Annotated in this window: 18 protein-coding genes; 4 read left to right on the top strand and 14 right to left on the bottom strand. The window is 36.7% G+C overall.

Annotation, left to right across the window (positions count from 1 at the left end; genetic code table 11):
- Positions 1 to 3 precede the first annotated feature (3 nt).
- Both ACH2AZ_RS05055 and ACH2AZ_RS05050 read right to left on the bottom strand, forming a co-directional pair.
- Positions 4 to 231: a hypothetical protein gene (locus tag ACH2AZ_RS05055; protein ID WP_379048457.1), complete on the bottom strand. Its 228-nt coding sequence runs from the start codon at positions 229 to 231 to the stop codon at positions 4 to 6.
- Between the two features lie 12 nt (positions 232 to 243).
- Positions 244 to 1,605 (bottom strand): MATE family efflux transporter, encoded by a 1,362-nt coding sequence (locus ACH2AZ_RS05050; RefSeq protein WP_394907039.1) that lies wholly within the window; start codon positions 1,603 to 1,605, stop codon positions 244 to 246.
- 336 nt (positions 1,606 to 1,941) lie between these two features.
- Between ACH2AZ_RS05050 and ACH2AZ_RS05045 the strand changes: the two genes are divergently transcribed.
- Positions 1,942 to 2,547 carry a hypothetical protein gene (locus ACH2AZ_RS05045; RefSeq protein WP_394906934.1) on the top strand — a complete coding sequence of 202 codons (606 nt, stop codon included), beginning with the start codon at positions 1,942 to 1,944 and terminating at the stop codon, positions 2,545 to 2,547.
- On the opposite strand, the gene ACH2AZ_RS05040 is transcribed toward ACH2AZ_RS05045, so the two are convergent.
- The gene (locus tag ACH2AZ_RS05040; protein WP_394906933.1) at positions 2,542 to 4,071 is read right to left on the bottom strand and encodes a GH3 auxin-responsive promoter family protein; all 1,530 of its coding nucleotides are present in this window, start codon (positions 4,069 to 4,071) and stop codon (positions 2,542 to 2,544) included. The genes ACH2AZ_RS05045 and ACH2AZ_RS05040 overlap by 6 nt on opposite strands.
- Before the next feature lie 68 nt (positions 4,072 to 4,139).
- A complete protein-coding gene (locus ACH2AZ_RS05035; RefSeq protein WP_394906932.1) occupies positions 4,140 to 5,024 on the bottom strand; it encodes a PPK2 family polyphosphate kinase in 885 nt (294 codons plus the stop codon).
- A 152-nt stretch (positions 5,025 to 5,176) separates the two neighbouring features.
- On the opposite strand from ACH2AZ_RS05035, the gene ACH2AZ_RS05030 reads away from it, so the two are divergent.
- A complete protein-coding gene (locus ACH2AZ_RS05030) occupies positions 5,177 to 5,782 on the top strand; it encodes a hypothetical protein (protein ID WP_394906931.1) in 606 nt (201 codons plus the stop codon).
- A gap of 48 nt (positions 5,783 to 5,830) precedes the next feature.
- On the opposite strand, the gene ACH2AZ_RS05025 is transcribed toward ACH2AZ_RS05030, so the two are convergent.
- The 6 genes from ACH2AZ_RS05025 to ACH2AZ_RS05000 form a co-directional block, all read right to left on the bottom strand.
- Complete coding sequence (locus tag ACH2AZ_RS05025) at positions 5,831 to 6,994, bottom strand: sigma-54-dependent transcriptional regulator (RefSeq protein WP_394906930.1); 1,164 nt, start codon at positions 6,992 to 6,994, stop codon at positions 5,831 to 5,833.
- A complete protein-coding gene (locus ACH2AZ_RS05020; protein WP_394906929.1) occupies positions 6,995 to 7,900 on the bottom strand; it encodes a DUF6268 family outer membrane beta-barrel protein in 906 nt (301 codons plus the stop codon). It lies immediately after the preceding gene.
- A 95-nt stretch (positions 7,901 to 7,995) separates the two neighbouring features.
- The gene (locus tag ACH2AZ_RS05015) at positions 7,996 to 9,282 is read right to left on the bottom strand and encodes an ABC transporter permease (RefSeq protein WP_394906928.1); all 1,287 of its coding nucleotides are present in this window, start codon (positions 9,280 to 9,282) and stop codon (positions 7,996 to 7,998) included.
- On the bottom strand, positions 9,275 to 10,204 hold the full coding sequence (locus ACH2AZ_RS05010) for an ABC transporter ATP-binding protein (RefSeq protein WP_394906927.1): 930 nt from the start codon (positions 10,202 to 10,204) through the stop codon (positions 9,275 to 9,277). The genes ACH2AZ_RS05015 and ACH2AZ_RS05010 overlap by 8 nt, the downstream gene beginning before the upstream one ends.
- Before the next feature lie 169 nt (positions 10,205 to 10,373).
- Positions 10,374 to 11,501 carry a molecular chaperone DnaJ gene (gene dnaJ, locus ACH2AZ_RS05005; protein ID WP_394906926.1) on the bottom strand — a complete coding sequence of 376 codons (1,128 nt, stop codon included), beginning with the start codon at positions 11,499 to 11,501 and terminating at the stop codon, positions 10,374 to 10,376.
- A gap of 15 nt (positions 11,502 to 11,516) precedes the next feature.
- Complete coding sequence (locus tag ACH2AZ_RS05000; protein ID WP_394906925.1) at positions 11,517 to 12,098, bottom strand: nucleotide exchange factor GrpE; 582 nt, start codon at positions 12,096 to 12,098, stop codon at positions 11,517 to 11,519.
- Positions 12,099 to 12,257: 159 nt separating this feature from the next.
- Between ACH2AZ_RS05000 and ACH2AZ_RS04995 the strand changes: the two genes are divergently transcribed.
- The gene (locus tag ACH2AZ_RS04995) at positions 12,258 to 12,926 is read left to right on the top strand and encodes a YceI family protein (RefSeq protein WP_394906924.1); all 669 of its coding nucleotides are present in this window, start codon (positions 12,258 to 12,260) and stop codon (positions 12,924 to 12,926) included.
- A gap of 52 nt (positions 12,927 to 12,978) precedes the next feature.
- Here the strand turns inward: ACH2AZ_RS04995 and ACH2AZ_RS04990 are convergent, their stop codons facing one another.
- Genes ACH2AZ_RS04990 through ACH2AZ_RS04975 form a run of 4 tightly spaced genes read right to left on the bottom strand, consistent with a single transcriptional unit; the run spans position 12,979 to position 15,564 of the window.
- Positions 12,979 to 13,881: a TIGR01777 family oxidoreductase gene (locus ACH2AZ_RS04990; protein WP_379048487.1), complete on the bottom strand. Its 903-nt coding sequence runs from the start codon at positions 13,879 to 13,881 to the stop codon at positions 12,979 to 12,981.
- A gap of 55 nt (positions 13,882 to 13,936) precedes the next feature.
- Positions 13,937 to 14,599 carry a tRNA (5-methylaminomethyl-2-thiouridine)(34)-methyltransferase MnmD gene (mnmD, locus tag ACH2AZ_RS04985; protein WP_394906923.1) on the bottom strand — a complete coding sequence of 221 codons (663 nt, stop codon included), beginning with the start codon at positions 14,597 to 14,599 and terminating at the stop codon, positions 13,937 to 13,939.
- Entirely contained in the window at positions 14,596 to 15,048 is a 453-nt protein-coding gene (locus tag ACH2AZ_RS04980) for a hypothetical protein (protein WP_394906922.1), read from the bottom strand. The genes mnmD and ACH2AZ_RS04980 overlap by 4 nt, the downstream gene beginning before the upstream one ends.
- Complete coding sequence (locus ACH2AZ_RS04975; protein WP_394906921.1) at positions 15,049 to 15,564, bottom strand: DUF4920 domain-containing protein; 516 nt, start codon at positions 15,562 to 15,564, stop codon at positions 15,049 to 15,051.
- An 88-nt stretch (positions 15,565 to 15,652) separates the two neighbouring features.
- On the opposite strand from ACH2AZ_RS04975, the gene ACH2AZ_RS04970 reads away from it, so the two are divergent.
- Entirely contained in the window at positions 15,653 to 16,726 is a 1,074-nt protein-coding gene (locus ACH2AZ_RS04970; protein WP_394906920.1) for a branched-chain amino acid aminotransferase, read from the top strand.
- Positions 16,727 to 16,905 lie beyond the last annotated feature (179 nt).

The following is a 16,905-nucleotide window of genomic DNA, read 5'->3' as shown; positions in this document are numbered from 1 at the left end:
GTTTTATTCTTGGTAGCGTGCCACTTCACGGTCGTAAAACTGCGAAGCCTCTTCGATTAAATTTTCTACTTCACTTTCCAGTTCTTTTTGATCGTGTGCATCAAACTCCTCCAGCCACTCAATCTCGTCGTTTTGCAAATTGATGATAAACCTTGGGTAGTCGGTATGCACAATAAATATAGCCTCGGGAAAATCGGTATTATCGGCGAGTAAAAATTTTGGAAATTCCATAGTTTGAATTTTTTATAAAGGTAAAGAAATACTTCCTTTTTCAATTAATTTTTTGCTAAGGTAATTAAATCTAAAGTATAACATAACCGCCGAAGCAGAAAGCCCTACCAAAAGACCAATCCAGATTCCCATACTTCCTAGTACATCCTCCTTACCGAGATAGAAACAAATAGGAAACCCTATTACCCAATAGGCAATAAAACAAAACAAAGTAGGTATTTTTACGTCTTGCAATCCGCGTAAAGCACCTAAAATAACAACTTGCAAACCGTCACTTAACTGAAATAAAGCGGCTATGATAAGCAATTGAGAGGCTAGATAAACTACTTGTGAATTGTCTATATAAAAAGTAGGCAACCAATCTTTAAGCACGATAAAACCTACGGCAAAAACGGCTTCGATTAAAAATACTAACAAAAACGTAGATAAAGCAATTCGTCTTAGCTCTTTGAAGGCCTTTTTTCCTTTTTGATTACCCACCCGAATAGTTGCGGTTACGCCTAAACCTACAGCAATCATAAATGTCATGGAAGCTAAGTTTAAAGCCACTTGATTTGCCGCTTGAGGATCTGTACCCAGGGTACCTGCAAGAAAAACCGAACCGGTAAAAACACCCACCTCAAAAAGCATTTGTAAAGCAGTGGGAAAGCCTAAATTAAACAAGCGTTTAAATACTTTCTTTTGTAATGATTTTTTCGCCCAAACGAAGTAGGTAGCAAATTTCTTTTTTGATCTTAAAATATAATACAAAAAGAAAAGCATAAAGAAACGCGAAATCAAGGTCCCTAATGCGGCACCTTCTAGCTCTAATCTCGGAAAAATCCATATTCCATAAATGAGCAAATAATTAAAAAGTACGTTAACCACATTGGCCCCAATGGTAGCGTACATAGCGTATTTTGTTTGTGATAACCCGTCACCAAATTGCTTAAAACCCTGAAAAATCATTAGTGGAATCATTGAGAACGCTACAATATCTAAATAAGGCATTGCTAATTGCACCACCTCATCGGGCTGATTGAGATAGAACAATACAGGTTTGGCAAGCCAAAGTGCTAGAAACAACGCAACACCTGTAGTTAAGCACATGATCATACCGTGTTGAAAGTAAGAACGACCTTTTTCTATATTATTAGCACCATCGGCCTCGGCAATCAAAGGGGTAATGGCAAAACTAAATCCTACCCCAATAGAAAGCGCGATAAAAACCAATGAATTACCTAGAGAAACCGCTGCCAAAGGGGCAGCACCCAGCTTACCTACCATAATATTATCGGCAAGACCGACTAATACATGACCCAATTGACCCAACATCACTGGGTAGGCAATGCTAAGGTTCTTCTTAAACTCTTTGGTATAAGCGCTTAATTGCATGATTCTGCTTTTAATAGTGCGCAAAGATATGCAGTTTAGTTAGAATTATAATTTAAATCGCTTGAAGTTTTAACGACAAAAAAACAAATTACTTTAACGATGCAAGCAACAGTGGTATTTATTGTGAACCAGTTAAATAAGGTATTGAATTCTAATTTTACACGTTTAAAAAATTCGTATCAAATTATTTTATTTCTTGTAATTCATAAGGTCGCTCTGTGTTCCTGAAAGTTATTTAAGGTCGGTAGAGCGGTAGTAAGGCGCTAGAATTTTTAGAATTGCTTAACAGCCGTTTTTAAACAAAAAACCTAATTTGTAAATTAAAAGCAATTGCACGTGAAAAACTATACCAGAAAAACAATACCCAAAAGCATACAGCCCCAAGTTGAAGAAGCACTGGCTTATTTTCCTGCTTTGAAAGACACACCCATTTGTTTTAAATTTAAGGCATCCATAAAAAAATCGACTATGCAGGCGCAACCCGCCTTTGGTAGTGTTTTTAAACCTAAGAATGAGCGGGCCTATTTTATTCTAATTTCTGAAAAATTTCATATCGAGAAAGAAAAATTTTCGATTCTAGACGTACCCGATGAAGTTTTAATTGGTTGGATTGGACACGAATTAGGACATATTATGGATTACCTCAACCGAAACGCCTTTGATTTAATTCTTTTAGGATTTAAATACCTATTTTCTAAGAAACATTTAAAAGAAGTTGAGCGTACAGCGGATACATATGCCATAAAACACGGTATGAAAGACTATATTTTGGCCACTAAAAATTTCATATTGAATAATGCAGATCTTTCTCCCGCTTACAAAGCCCGAATTAAAAACTTATACATGTCTCCCGAAGAAATCATGGAACTTGTAAATGAGCTAGGGGCTGATAAACTAGAGCAAGAAGTAGCAAAAAAAGTAATTCAAAAACGGGCGCTATAAGTGACTTTTTACAAAATCTCTAAAAGCGGTATATTTTTCTTCATCCATCACTTTCTCCATCTTTACTTGTCCGCCTTTTTTCTTATTGGCACCACTCCATTCATAAAATAGGTCGAGCGGAATGGTATGTACTTTTATTCCCTTGAGTGCTTTAGATCTGGCTACGCGGTAGTTTTTATTCGCCGCTTTTAAATTCTCATCTAAGGCTTGAGCGAGCTTCTCGTTTTCAATTATTCCTTTTTCATTAACTCCTAGGTGCCAAACATGATAAAATTCACCGTTTTCTTTAATAGCACTCACGGTAAATTCAGGTAGTTTTATGCTGAATTGTTTTTCTAGCTCCTGGATGGCTTGATTCATTTTATTCACAGAAAGCTGAGAGCCGACTACATTAAGGAAGAACTTAGTTCTACCCGTAATTTTTATTTCGGCCTTACTTACATCCGTAAAGGCAATGGTATCGCCAATTAAATACCTCCAAGCTCCCGAAACAGTACTAATAAGCAATACATAATCTACGTTTTCTTCGACTTGATCGAGCCTTAAAACAGGGGCATCTTGACACAATGAACCATCGGCGTTAATGTAGTCTGGCTTAAAAGGTACAAATTCAAAATACACTCCATTATCGGTAACCAGTTTCATAGCGGTTGTATCTGGCCTATTTTGAAAAGCTAAAAACCCTTCTGAAGCCAAATAGGTATCAATAACAGTTATTGGTTTACCCAGCAGGGCATTAAAACTCTTTTCATAGGGTTCAAAAGCCACGCCCCCCGAGGTATAAACTTGTAGATTAGGCCAAACTTCGTGAATATTATTTACTCCGTGATACTTAATTACCTCTTTTAGCATTAGCTCCATCCAAGATGGAATCCCACTTAGGGCCCCGATATCCCAATTTTTAGCATTTTCGGCAATGTGCTTTACTCGCTCGTCCCAATCGTCTATTTGAGCAATTTCTTCACCTGGTTTATAATAGCCTTTAAACCAAAAAGGAATATTACTAGCACTAATACCACTTATTTCACCCTCAAGATGTCCTTGATTTTTTTGAAGATTGGTGCTACTACCTAACATCATGATCTCTTTTTCAAAAAAATCTGCGGGCAGCTCAAAATTAGCTAAAGCGCTCACCTGTTTTATCCCGGCTTGGCGGATAGCTTCTATCATTTCATCGGTTACCGGAATACGTTTACTTGTTTTACCGGTGGTGCCTGAGCTTAACGCAAAGTATTCTGGAGCACCAGGCCAAGTAATATCAGGAAGTCCTTTTTGGGTTTGCCCCCACCAACGCTCTTGCATTTGATGATAATCAAAATAAGGAACGGTTTCTTGAAAAGCGGCAACAGGCTCTTCTGTAGCTAACAATTCTTTAAAGCCATAATATTTACCAAAGGCGGTATCTTGAGCGGTTTTAAGCAAGTGCATCAAAACTTCTTCCTGTTCTTTAACCGGATTTGAATTTTGATTGAGCGTACCGCTCACATCGATAACTTTTTTAATAATAGATCCTAAAAGTGGCATAAATTGGGTTTTTACCAAAAATAAGACCTATTTAAAAAGTCAAACCAACCCAGCATAATAAAACTATGTTAATTTGTTTCATGTTCGAGTTCTTGAATGTAGTTACTCAATTCATCTTTAATATCTGGGGGTAGCGTGGGTTCTTTAACATCTTTAAAGGTGGTAAGACGTTCAAACAGAATTTTAGCCACCAAATAGCGTGCGTATTTTTTATTATCGGCTGGGATGATATACCAGGGGGCTGCTGGAGTACTGGTTTTTTGAATGGCTTCTTGATAGCAGTCTTGATAGTTGTCCCACAGTTTGCGTTCTTCAATATCTCCGGATGAAAATTTCCAGTTTTTTTCGGGTTTATGTAACCGCCGCAGCAGTCTATTTTTTTGTTCTTCTTTAGAAAGATGAAGAAAAAATTTAAAAATAAGCGTACCATTTTGAACCAGCGCTTGTTCAAACGCGTTGATTTCTGCAAAGCGTTTTTCCCAAAATTTTGGCGTGATATCCTTTACGGAATTAATTTGCGGCAAATTTTCATTTAGAATGTACTCGGGATGCACGCGGGTTACCAAAACATTTTCATAGTGGGTTCGATTAAAAATCCCGAATTTACCTCTTTCGGGCAATCTCTTGTAGTGTCTCCATAGATAGTCGTGCTTCAATTCATTTTTAGAAGGAGTTTTAAAGCTATGCACTACCACCCCGCGTGAATTAAAGCCTTGAAAAACCTCTCGAATCAAACTATCTTTCCCTGCCGTATCCATTCCCTGTAAACAGACCAAAACCGAATATTTACCATGCGCATATAATTTATCTTGCCAGGTAGCCAGATTTTTACGGATAGGCTTTAGGGCTTGTTTGGCCTCTTTACTGGTTGCACCTAAATCGATTTGGGTAGGCGCATTTTTTAAATTCACATTTTCTGAAGCGATAAAATCGTTTATATCAATTGATTTCATAATGTTTGGTTTTATAGCTATTGCCGTCTTTTAAGTATCTGGCTTAAAAGTAAAACAAATCTACCAACATTCCTTAGTATTCTCGATAAACGAAAAGAGCCGTATTAAAATAAAAGTGAATTCAGTATCTTTGCGCACTAAAACATTTTGATTTGGACAAAAACACTATCGTAGAGCGCATGGCAGAGATCTTGAAAGAAACGCCAACCTCTATGGAAATCGTAAAGAAGGACGCCAAAACCGAACAGCGGTTCAAATACTTAGCTACTTATATGATTGACAAGGCAATAGCTAAGGACGCGCTGGTGTTATCTGATAATGAAATGGGTATTGGAATAGTGATTCAAAACAGTAAAGACAAGCCTAATTTTTTCAAAGATAAATGGGAAGATTTAAAATTGGTTTACCATGTAACAGGTTTCAAAAATATACCCAAAATTTTGCGAAATCAAAAATATGTTCGTCAGCAAAGACCTGCCAACCAGGATTATTTATATTGCTGGTTTTGGGGCATTAGCAAAGATAATCGCGGTGCAGACACCCAGGTAGCTAAACAAATGAAAGATGAGTTTTTAAGACGAGCGCATAAGTTAAATTTACCGCTATATGCCGAGACACAAATGCGACGAAATACCATTGTATATCAAAAATTTGGTTTTGAATTATTTCACACCTGGAATAGAGAAGATGGTAAAACCATGTATTTTTTAAAATATGACCCTTCAAAACATCCTGAATACGAAGACCAGCAAAATTAAGAATAAAAAAAGCAGCCTTATAGCTGCTTTTTTTATTTAAATGAATTTTTATTTACTAGCAAAGGCTTCCACATCTCGCTGGGTGATTTCTTTTCCTCCCAAAATCATTAGACGCTCAACCACATTTCGAAGTTCGCGAATATTACCTGTCCAATCGTAATCTTTTAGTTGTTTTAAAGCATCATCGCTAAAGGTTTTGGGCGTTGAGCCCTGTTCTTTGGCTATTTTTTCTGCAAAATAATTCACTAAACTAGGAATATCTTCTCTCCTATCGTTTAGGCTAGGAACGGCAATAAGAATAACCGCTAGTCTGTGGTATAAATCTTCTCTAAAACGCTTGGCTTTTATTTCTTCTTTTAAATTTTTATTGGTTGCTGCGACTACCCGTACATCAACTTTTAAATCTTTATCAGACCCTACTCTTTGTACCTTATTCTCTTGTAAAGCTCGCAAAACTTTAGCTTGCGCGGATAGACTCATATCTCCTATTTCATCGAGAAACAAAGTACCCCCATTTGCCGCTTCAAATTTACCTGCGCGGTCTTTGTTGGCAGAAGTAAACGCACCTTTTACGTGCCCAAAAAGTTCACTTTCGATCAATTCACTTGGAATAGCAGCGCAATTCACCTCAATCATTGGTCCTTTGGCTCGTTCACTTTTTTGATGCAACCAGTGTGCTACCAATTCTTTACCGGTACCGTTTTGCCCGGTTATAAGTACCCTAGCCTCGGTTGGCGCCACCTTTTCTATGATTTCTTTAATTTGTACTATAGCTGGCGATTCACCAATCATTTGGTAATTTTTACTCACCTTCTTCTTTAGGCGTTTATTTTCGGTAACCAATGATTTTCTATCTAGTGCGTGGCGCACAGTATTGAGTAATCGGTTGAGATCTGGCGGTTTGGCAATATAATCAAATGCTCCCTTACGCATGGTTTCTACTGCGGTTTCTAAATCACCATGGCCAGATATCATGACCATAGGAATTTCAGGCTTTATCTTCATGACTGCATCGAGCACCTCAACACCGTCCATTTTTGGCATTTTTATATCGCATAACACCAAATCATAGTCGTTGTTTTTTATGAGTTCTATGCCATTCAAGCCATCTTCGGCTTCACTGACTTCATAATTTTTGTTCTCCTCGGTTAATATTTTTTTAAGCACCCTCCTAATGGCTGCTTCATCTTCTATGATTAAAATTTTCCCCATTTATATTTTAAATTTAAGCCCTGAACGAATGTACCAAGTATTTTCGTTTTCAATAACATAAACATCGTCACGGTTATTATCTCTTATTCTGTATTCATTATAAACTGTATGGCCAACATACAAATAATATTGTAAATGGTCGGTAAAATAAAACTCATATCCTAGACCTAAAGTAACGTTGGTCATAGAAATATTTTCGCCTACGCGGTTTACATTATCTATACGTATATTGTTTTGAATATTTGCGAAATGATTATCTAAGGAAGCGAAAGCGTGAAGATGGTGCTTATCATTAAACGAATATCTTAATAAAGTCTTCGGCACACCCAAAGTGTATGACCAAGTATCGTTAGGTTTTCTAAAAAAATTAATTAGGGGTAAGGGAAAATTTCTCCCCGGGGTGCTGGTATAAACCAAGCCGAAAATCCAACGATAAGGTTTCCCAATTACTGTACCGTTTTCATCGCGTTGTTTCACATCGTTAATCGCATATACAGCACCTATATATATTAGGTCATCCTGCACTAGTGAACGCTCAAAATTTGAGGTCAAGCGTATTCCGCCCCTAAAGGCTAAACGCCAATTACTTGCTTTAATCTTTTTAATATAGCCCAAGGTAGCATCTATGCGTTGCGTAGATTCTAATCGGTTATATTCAAAAGGGATGTCTTCTTTAAAATCTAAATCGGTTTTTCTATACTCGCCCCCGAATACTAAATAATCTTCCTTTATGGGAATTGGGGCCTGTATAAATGCCCGAAATCGATTCATGGATTGTTTTCCCTTAGAAAAAGGTATACGTGTATATTCAATTCTTGCAAGATCTGTAGTTTGTGCTTTTAAACCACAAGAGTAGCTTAAAAACAGGATCAGCCAAAAATTGAAAGCCTTAAAGAAATTTCTCATAAAATGATCGAAGTGTTCGTTATTACCGAATATAAGTATTTACAATAAACCTCTTAAAGCATTAACGTTTATTTGACGTGATTTCGTTCATTTTATTAATTTTTTAACCATTTGAATAATTCCTTATAAGTTGGCTTCTTTCCATACATTAAAATACCTATGCGATAAATTTTTGCTGCCATTATAATCACTAAAAAAACCGAAGCAAATAAAATACTTAAAGATATTAATACTTCCCACCAAGCCACTCCAAATGGAATTCGCATAAGCATAACAATTGGAGAAGTTAAAGGAATATGCGAAAAAAGTGTTGCTACGGTGCCGTGTGGGTTTTCAATTACAGTAAAAAAGCCAACATAAATTCCCAGCATAAGTGGTACAATTATAGGAAACATAAATTGCTGGGTATCGGTTTCGCTATCCACCGCGGCCCCAATGGCCGCATATATGGCACTGTATAAGAAATAGCCACCGATAAAATAAATGAAAAATGAAAGGCTTATTTTAAAGAGCGGGAGTGCCATAATGTTTTGAAAAAGCAAGGCTATCTCATCGCTATCAACGGGTGTCGCCGCGCTTACTATTCCTGGCTCATTTGGTGCTATAAGGCTGCTGCTAATTAGTAAAATAACTCCGCCAAAGATCAGCCAAATTAAAAATTGCGTAAGACCTGCCAAACTAGTACCCGTAATTTTACCCAACATCAATTGAAAAGGCTTTACCGAAGAAATAATAATTTCTACAATACGGTTTGTTTTTTCTTCAATTACACTGCGCATAACCATATTGCCATAAATAATGATAAACATCATAAGCAAATAACCCGCGGCACCACCAAAAATCATTTTAACATAGCCCGCCAATTTAGAGGTTGACTGTCCGTCGAAATCTTCGATTTGTAGGTTTACTTTTGTTTGTGCTTGTTGCAATTGAGTTTTGTCTATACCTGCATTGGCCAAGTTGGTATCGGTTATAATTCGACTTATTTTTTGTTCTAAATCTGACACTAAAAAACTACTGGGAGCCTCTTTAGCAAAGAATTCTATATTGGGATTAGAGATAGCAGCATCTTCTACAGCAGGCACATAAAGCAAACCATAAAGTTTTTCTTTATCAGCACGCATAATAGCTTGATCTATAGGTAGGTTCGAAAAATCTACAAAACCGAGCTGGTTGGTGTTGGGTAGTTCTTTATTAATTAATTCTTGCACATCGTGAAGGGCAATTATCTTCTTTTCGTCGTTATTTAAACTGCTAAGGTATGCGACTAAGAATATCATCCCTACAACGAGAAGCGGACTTAAAAAAGTCATAATGACAAAAGCCTTATTTTTAATTCTTGCCAGATATTCTCGCTTAATAATAAGACTTAAGTTACCCATGTTGCTCTACCGTTTTTATAAATATATCATTTATTGAAGGAACTAACTCACTGAAATGAGTAATTTCTACTTTTGCATCAATAAGAAATTGCAGGAGCGAGGTGGTAGATTGATGGTCATTTAGTTTAACCTGCAGCTTAGCTTGAGCAGTAATATCGTTGAAATAAGCCGGTTGTACTTTAAAATTTTTCGATAATTGTCTAGTGATTTCCTCAGCACTTTCCGAGTGAAAACCTACCTCATAAGTTTGTGATCGGTAATTGCGCTTTATGGTTTTCACTGGACCATCTAACACCTTTTTTGACTGATGAATTAAAGCTATATTATCGCAAAGCTCTTCCACATTCTCCATTCGATGGGTTGATAAAATTATAGTTGCACCCTCCTCCTTTAAAGTTAAAATTTCATTTTTGATCAAATTTGCATTCACAGGATCAAAACCACTAAAGGGTTCATCTAAAATTAACAAAGGCGGGTTATGAATCACCGTGACAATAAATTGGATTTTTTGCGCCATTCCCTTTGATAGCTCTTCAATTTTTTTGTCTCCCCAGCCCTTTATATTCAGACGATCAAACCAATAATACATGCGGTTCTTGGCTACAGTTTTAGACAAACCTTTTAGTTGGGCCAAATAGATAATCTGTTCGGCTACTTTCATACTTTTATACAAGCCTCTTTCTTCGGGCAAGTAGCCAATGAGTTCAACATCTTTTGGTTTAAGTGGTCTACCGTCAAGGTTAATTTCACCTGAATCGGGTTGAGTAATTTGATTCAAAATTCGAATTAAGGTAGTTTTCCCCGCACCATTTGGCCCAAGAAGACCAAAAATACTGTTTTTAGGTACCTCAAACGAAAAACCATCCAGAGCCAATTTATCTCCATATTTCTTAGTGAGGCCTTTTACTTCTAAAAGATTCATACGCAATATTAAGGGATAAATTTACTAAACAAATGGCTAAAAAAACAAAACCCATCCTTAAAACTTCTATGAAATAAGGATGGGAAAAAAATTGCTATGAAAAAGAAAAATATCACCAATATGCAATCGGTGATATTCAAATATATATAAAATTTTGTTAATACTGCAATTATGAGAACATATCTTTCACTTTTTCAAAAAAAGATTTATCAGACTTTTCTGGATTAGGTTCAAAATTATCGTCTCCCTGCATTTTTTCGAAAAATTCTTTTTGTTCTTTATTTAGCGTTTTAGGTGTCCAAACGTTTACATGCACCAGTAAATCTCCTTTACCATAGCCGTTTATACTTGGAATTCCTTTATTGCGCAAGCGCAAAATTTTGCCGCTTTGCACGCCAGCTTCAATCTTTATGCGTACTTTACCGCTAACAGTTTGTATTTCTTTAGAAGCCCCAAGTGCTGCCTCAGGAAAACTGATATAAAGGTCATAATGTAAATTATCGCCCTCTCGCTGTAAATGCGGATGTTCTTTTTCTTCAATAGCGACCAACAGGTCACCAGAAATGCCATTACCAGGTGCTTCATTTCCTTTTCCTGAAACCTTCAACTGCATTCCTTCTACTACCCCAGCTGGAATTTTTATTGAAACGGTTTCTTCTTTTTGAATCATACCTTGTGCATCGGCTCCAGCAGGTTTTTTATCAATAACCTGTCCGCTACCTCCACATTGAGTACAAGGAGAAGCGGTTTGCATACGACCTAAAATGGTGTTGGTTACGCGGGTAACTTGCCCCGAACCTTGACAAGTAGAACAAGTACTATAAGTTGTTCCTGGTGCTTGAACCTTGCGTTTTACTTTGATTTTTTTCTCTACACCATTGGCAATTTCTTCTAAAGTAAGCTTTACGCGAATACGCATATTGCTCCCTTTAGCACGGCGTTGACCGCCACCAAAACCACCACCAAAGCCAGAAAAACCACCTTGACCACCACCAAAAGCAGAGCCAAATATATCTCCAAACTGACTAAAGATATCATCCATATTCATTCCACCGCCGCCAAAGCCGCCAGAACCATCAAATGCTGCATGCCCCATTTGGTCATAACGTGCCCTTTTATCGGGGTTGCTCAATACATCATAAGCCTCGGCAGATTTTTTAAACATTTCCTCGGCTTTAGGATCATCTGGATTTTTGTCGGGATGGTATTTCACCGCCATTTTGCGATAGGCCTTTTTAATTTCGGCTTCGGTCGCATTTTTATTCACTCCTAATATGTCGTAATAGTCTTCTTTCATCAATTTTATTTTTAATTACTTACCGGTAACCACTTTTGGATAACGAATAATTTTATCCCCTAAAGTATAACCTGTCTCCACCACATCGATTACCTTACCTTTTAATTTTTTGTCGGGTGCCGGAATTTGTGTCACAGCTTCGTGTATATCGGCATCGAACTTATCGCCAGCTTTAACGGCAATAGGGGCTAAGCCTTTACTTTCTAAAGTTCTGCGTAGTTTATTGCTGATAAGCTCTACTCCCTTAAGCATGTTCTCGTCTTCAGATTTTTGAATTTCTTTTAAAGCTCTATCAAAGTCATCTAAAACAGGAAGCATGACCTGCATGATTTCTTCACCCGCTGTTTTAAACAACTCGATACGCTCTTTACTGGTTCTACGTTTATAATTTTCAAATTCTGCAAATAGGCGTAAAAACTTATCTTTTTCTTCTTGCAAATCATTTTTTAGCTTATCCAGTTCACTAATTTCTTGGTTGATATCGTCATCGGCTTCAGCCTGATTTCCTTCGGCATCCTTCTCTATAACATCATTCATTTCCTGGTCTAGTTGCTCTTTATAATTTTCGCTATTTTGCTTTTCTTGTTCCTTACTCATGATTAATAAAATTAAATCTCTGTTGCCCTATGAGCAAAACTGTTGCCATTCTTACAAAAATGCCAAAATGTCACCTGTGCTATTTTATCATATTTTTATGATTTTTTAAAAGCCAAACATTGTATTTTTGGCACATTAAAATTAATTATTTATACAACTATGAAAAAAGTATTATTAAATGGTATGGTATTAGCCTTTCTAGGATTGAGTACCGTGGCTTGTAAAAATGAAGCTAAAAACGAAACCACTCCAAAAGAAGCACAAGAAGTTGCCGAAGCTGGTGCTGAATCTGCAACTTATGCCATAGACGCGGCAGAGTCAAAAATTGACTGGGTAGGTTCTAAGCCTGCTGGTGAACACACAGGAACAGTTATGTTAAGCAAAGGAGAATTTACTGTTGACGGCGATAAGCTTTCTGGCGGTACGGTAGTTATAGATATGACCAGTATTGATGTTACCGATCTTGAAGGTGAAGACCGTGATAAATTAATGGCACACTTAAAAGGAACAGCTGAAGGACAAGAAGATCACTTTTTTAATGTAGCTGAGTTTCCTACTGCTATGTTTCAAATCACTGAAGTAAAGGAGATGGATGGCAAAACAATGCTTGCAGGAAATTTAACTATGAAAGATATTTCTAAAAATATTGAAATCCCTGTAAACTATGAGGTAAGTGAAAATAAACTTACTTTAAAAAGCGAGCCGTTTACTATTGATAGAACAAAGTGGAATGTAAACTATGCCTCTAAAAGTGTTTTTGACGACTTGAAAGATAAGTTTGTTAACGACGAAATTGAGTTAAGTTTAGTAGTAATTGCTACAAAATAATAACGGTAACTTTTTACTAAAAAAAGCGGTGAAAGATTTTCACCGCTTTTTTTTATAGTAAATCTTCTAAGGCTGGTTTAATATGGGTGAACTTAAATAAAAACCCTTGACTATCAATTTTATTATTAGAAACAAGTTGACTCCCAAGTACAATGGTGGCCATTTCTCCCAATGCGGTTTTAAGAACAAATTTTGGGACATTAGGCAGCCACAAAGGCTTATCTAAAACCTTGGCTATTTGCACAGTGAGTTCCTTGTTGGTAACTGGATTCGGAGCAACACCATTATAAACACCCTCTAATCTATTCTTTGCAACAAATAAAAAGATACTCGCCAAATCTTCAATATGAATCCAAGACTGCCATTGCTCACCACTACCTAAAGGTGCTCCTACACCATATCGCACAGGTTTAGCTATTTTTTCTAGTGCGCCACCATTTTTTGATAAGACCAGACCTATTCTAATTTTAGCTACATCTATTCCAAGTTGCTCGAACCCGTCAACTGCAGCTTCCCATTTTTTAACCACCTCACCTAAAAAATTATCAGCAATTGGGTGCTGGTCTTCATGATATAACTTTTGAAAATCGCTAGGATAGATACCAATGGCACTCGCCGAAATAACATGTTCTATATTATGCTCAATACCCTTTAAGGTATCGATTAAAAGTTGGGTAGTAGCTAACCTACTGGATAAAATAATTTCTTTTTGCTTTTTTGTCCAACGCTTAGCCACACTTGCCCCTACCAAATGAATTATCTTAGTCACCCCTTCAAAACAAGATTCGTCTATCTTTCCTTCTTCAGGATTCCAATAAAAGCCTTTGTAATAGTCTTGGTTTTCTAGCTTCTCTTTACTGGTAGTCAAATAATTCACCGCTATGTTTTCCTGTTGGCATAGACTAACAATTTGTGAACCAATAAGCCCCGTCGCCCCCGTAATTAAAACCTTCATTTTTTATTTTAAATTTACAATTTAAAAACAAACCTATAAAAGGTTTTGCAAGGGTTTAACAAGCTTTTATGGCGCGTAGCATCTCGCGTTTACCTGGCGGACCAGGAAGTCGTTCTACCTGAAATCCTACTTCTTGCAACGCTCTGCGAACACTGCCCTTCGCAGAATAGGTAACCAAAACGCCTTGAGAATTAAGTGCTCTATACATTTTTGCCATAATATTCTTGTCCCATAGTTCAGGTTGCACCCTTGCACCAAAAGCGTCAAAATAAATTAAATCATACGCTGTCTTATCTTCAATTTCTTGGAAAAATAGCTTTTTTTTGTGTAGGTGAAAATTGGGTTCTATGGGCTGTAGGAATTCCCAAGTTGACTGATGGATTTTATTAACCAGTGGCTTAAATTCGGTTTTAAACAGGTCGCTATAGTTTAAAAGTTCCAGTTCGTTTGAGCTTACAGGGTAAGCTTCTACCCCTGTATAATTAACTTTTCGATTTGCTTTTTTTGATTCAATAGCGGTAATGATAGCATTTAAGCCCGTACCAAAACCAATTTCTAAAATAGATAACTCAGGTTTATTTATAAATTGAAATCCCATCCTTATAAAAACATGATAGGCCTCTTGCAAGGCCCCATGTTTAGAATGATATTGTTCGTTCCAATCAATTATCTGAATGGTTTTCGAGCCATCTGCAGTGGTAATTATTTGGCGTTTCACGGTTTAATAATCAGTTTTTTAATCCGTGGCAACGGTCCGGCACACTTCACTTCATGACAACTAATACACGCCTGAATTGCTTGATTATAATAATGCTGCGCTTGCTCAGGATTTTCTATCATTTGTATTTCATATTGCTTAAAACGATCGGCCCAAGATTTAAAAAAAGCGTCATAGTCCTTAGGATCGGTAAAAGCTGCAGAATGCAAGTTTTCTAAATCAAAATTCAGTTCAGTAATTGTTTCACCGTCTAAGATTTGTTGTTTCATCTGTTGGTGCGCGGCATACATTTGTTCCATATAAGCTGCCATTTCAGACATTTGGTACATCTGCATAGGTTCTTTTTCTTCAACTAAAGGAGTTGCCTTGCTGGTTTCACTAGACTGCTCATTTTTACAAGCCATTAAAATCAGCAACAATAAAAGCGTATATAAAGATATAGCTTTCATTTACTCTTGCATTAAAACTCCATCGGCCATAAAAGCATACTCAACCTTAGGCTCGGTAATAGCATCTATTTCTTCTTGAGATTTCCCGGCATCTTTCGCATAATGTTTTAGCTCTTCGACGCTAGTTTTACTAATAAAAGCTTTTCCCTTTACTACGGTTTCACGTTCTTCACTGTTGAGTGGTACAAAAAAAGCATAGTCTTTAAAGCGAACAAAAGTAGCTTCATCTTCGCCAAGATCTAAAGACATCCAGCATCCTTTTTTCTTACATACTTTTTCTACTTCACTTTTAAAGGCAACATTAAGCGTATCTCCTTCGGCCAATTGCTCATATTGGGCTTTCATTTCGGCTCGTGTTAACACATTAGCGTCTCCTATTTCTTCACCAAAGTTCACAAAATTCACTTCAGTTTTTTCAACCACTTCTGGCGTTTCTTGGTTTTCGGTCGGGGCCGGATTATTCTCTTGCTTACAAGCCATAAAGGCCAACAAAATTAAAAAAGAAAACTTTTTCATTATATTAAGATTTTAGATAAGCCAAAATTAAAAAAAGCATCTGTATAAAAGTTGTTTTATTTTAATACTTTTGTGAAAATTTTTTATTATGCACTCCACATCCGATATTTTAGATATACGCCAAGTAGAAAAATCAAAAATTGATCAAGTTGATTTTGATAATATAGCCTTTGGTAAAAACTACGCCGACCATATGATGGTATGCGATTACAAAGATGGTGCCTGGCAAAAACCTAAAATCTTGCCTTATGGTCCTATGGAGTTTGAGCCCTCTGCTAAAGTTTTTCATTATGGGCAAGCGGTTTTTGAAGGGATGAAGGCCTTTAAAGATGAGAATAGCAAGGTTTGGCTTTTTAGACCAGAAGAAAACTTTAATCGTATTAATATTTCTTCTAAAAGAATGGCAATACCTGAGTTTCCCAAAGACTATTTTTTCGCTGCCTTAGAAACCTTACTTAAGTTAGATGAAAAATGGGTACACCCAGGAGACGGAAATTCGCTTTATATAAGACCTTTTGTAATTGCTTCTGAAAATGGAGTTTCGGCTTCACCCTCTAACGAATATAAGTTTATGATTATCTGCTGTCCGGCCAAAGCTTATTACAATTCACCAGTAAAAGTTTTAGTGGCCGATCACTATTCACGTTCTGCAGATGGTGGTGTAGGTTATGCTAAAGCAGCGGGTAATTATGGCGCACAGTTTTATCCTACTAATTTAGCTAAAGAAAAAGGTTATCAGCAAATTATATGGACCGATTCTAACAGCCATAAATATCTTGAAGAGGCAGGAACCATGAACCTTTTCTTTAGAATAAACGATAAATTAATAACAGCACCTACAAGCGATCGTATTTTAGATGGGGTAACCCGTAAAAGCATCATAGATTTAGCTAGGCATCAAGGAGTTGAAGTAGAGGTAAGAAAAATTACTGTAGAAGAATTAGTAAGCGCTGCAGAGGACGGTTCATTAAAAGAAATTTTTGGAACAGGAACTGCCGCGACTATTGCTTTTATCGAAGGTTTTGAATATGCTGAAAAATACTATGATTTACCTCAAATAGAAAATCCTTACAGTGTTCGCTTCAAAAAAGGACTTCAAGATATTCAATACAACCGTGCCGAAGATCCTTTTGGATGGCGATACGAAGTAAAATTAGATTAATTTTACATTCTATAATAAAGCTTTCAAGCGTTCTTTTTGAAGAGCGCTTTTTTGTTTTCTTTTTTTCCATTAGCCTAAAGCATTTGGCTTTTTATACCTAATTTTGTGAAAAACAAAGCTATGTTTACGCAAGGTCAAATTACTTTTACCCTTTTTTTTATTGTGGCTTTCGCCCTTTT

The organism is uncultured Mesonia sp. (assembly GCA_947499595.1).
Classification (GTDB): domain Bacteria; phylum Bacteroidota; class Bacteroidia; order Flavobacteriales; family Flavobacteriaceae; genus Mesonia; species Mesonia sediminis.
This window is presented reverse-complemented; position numbering and strand designations above follow the sequence as displayed.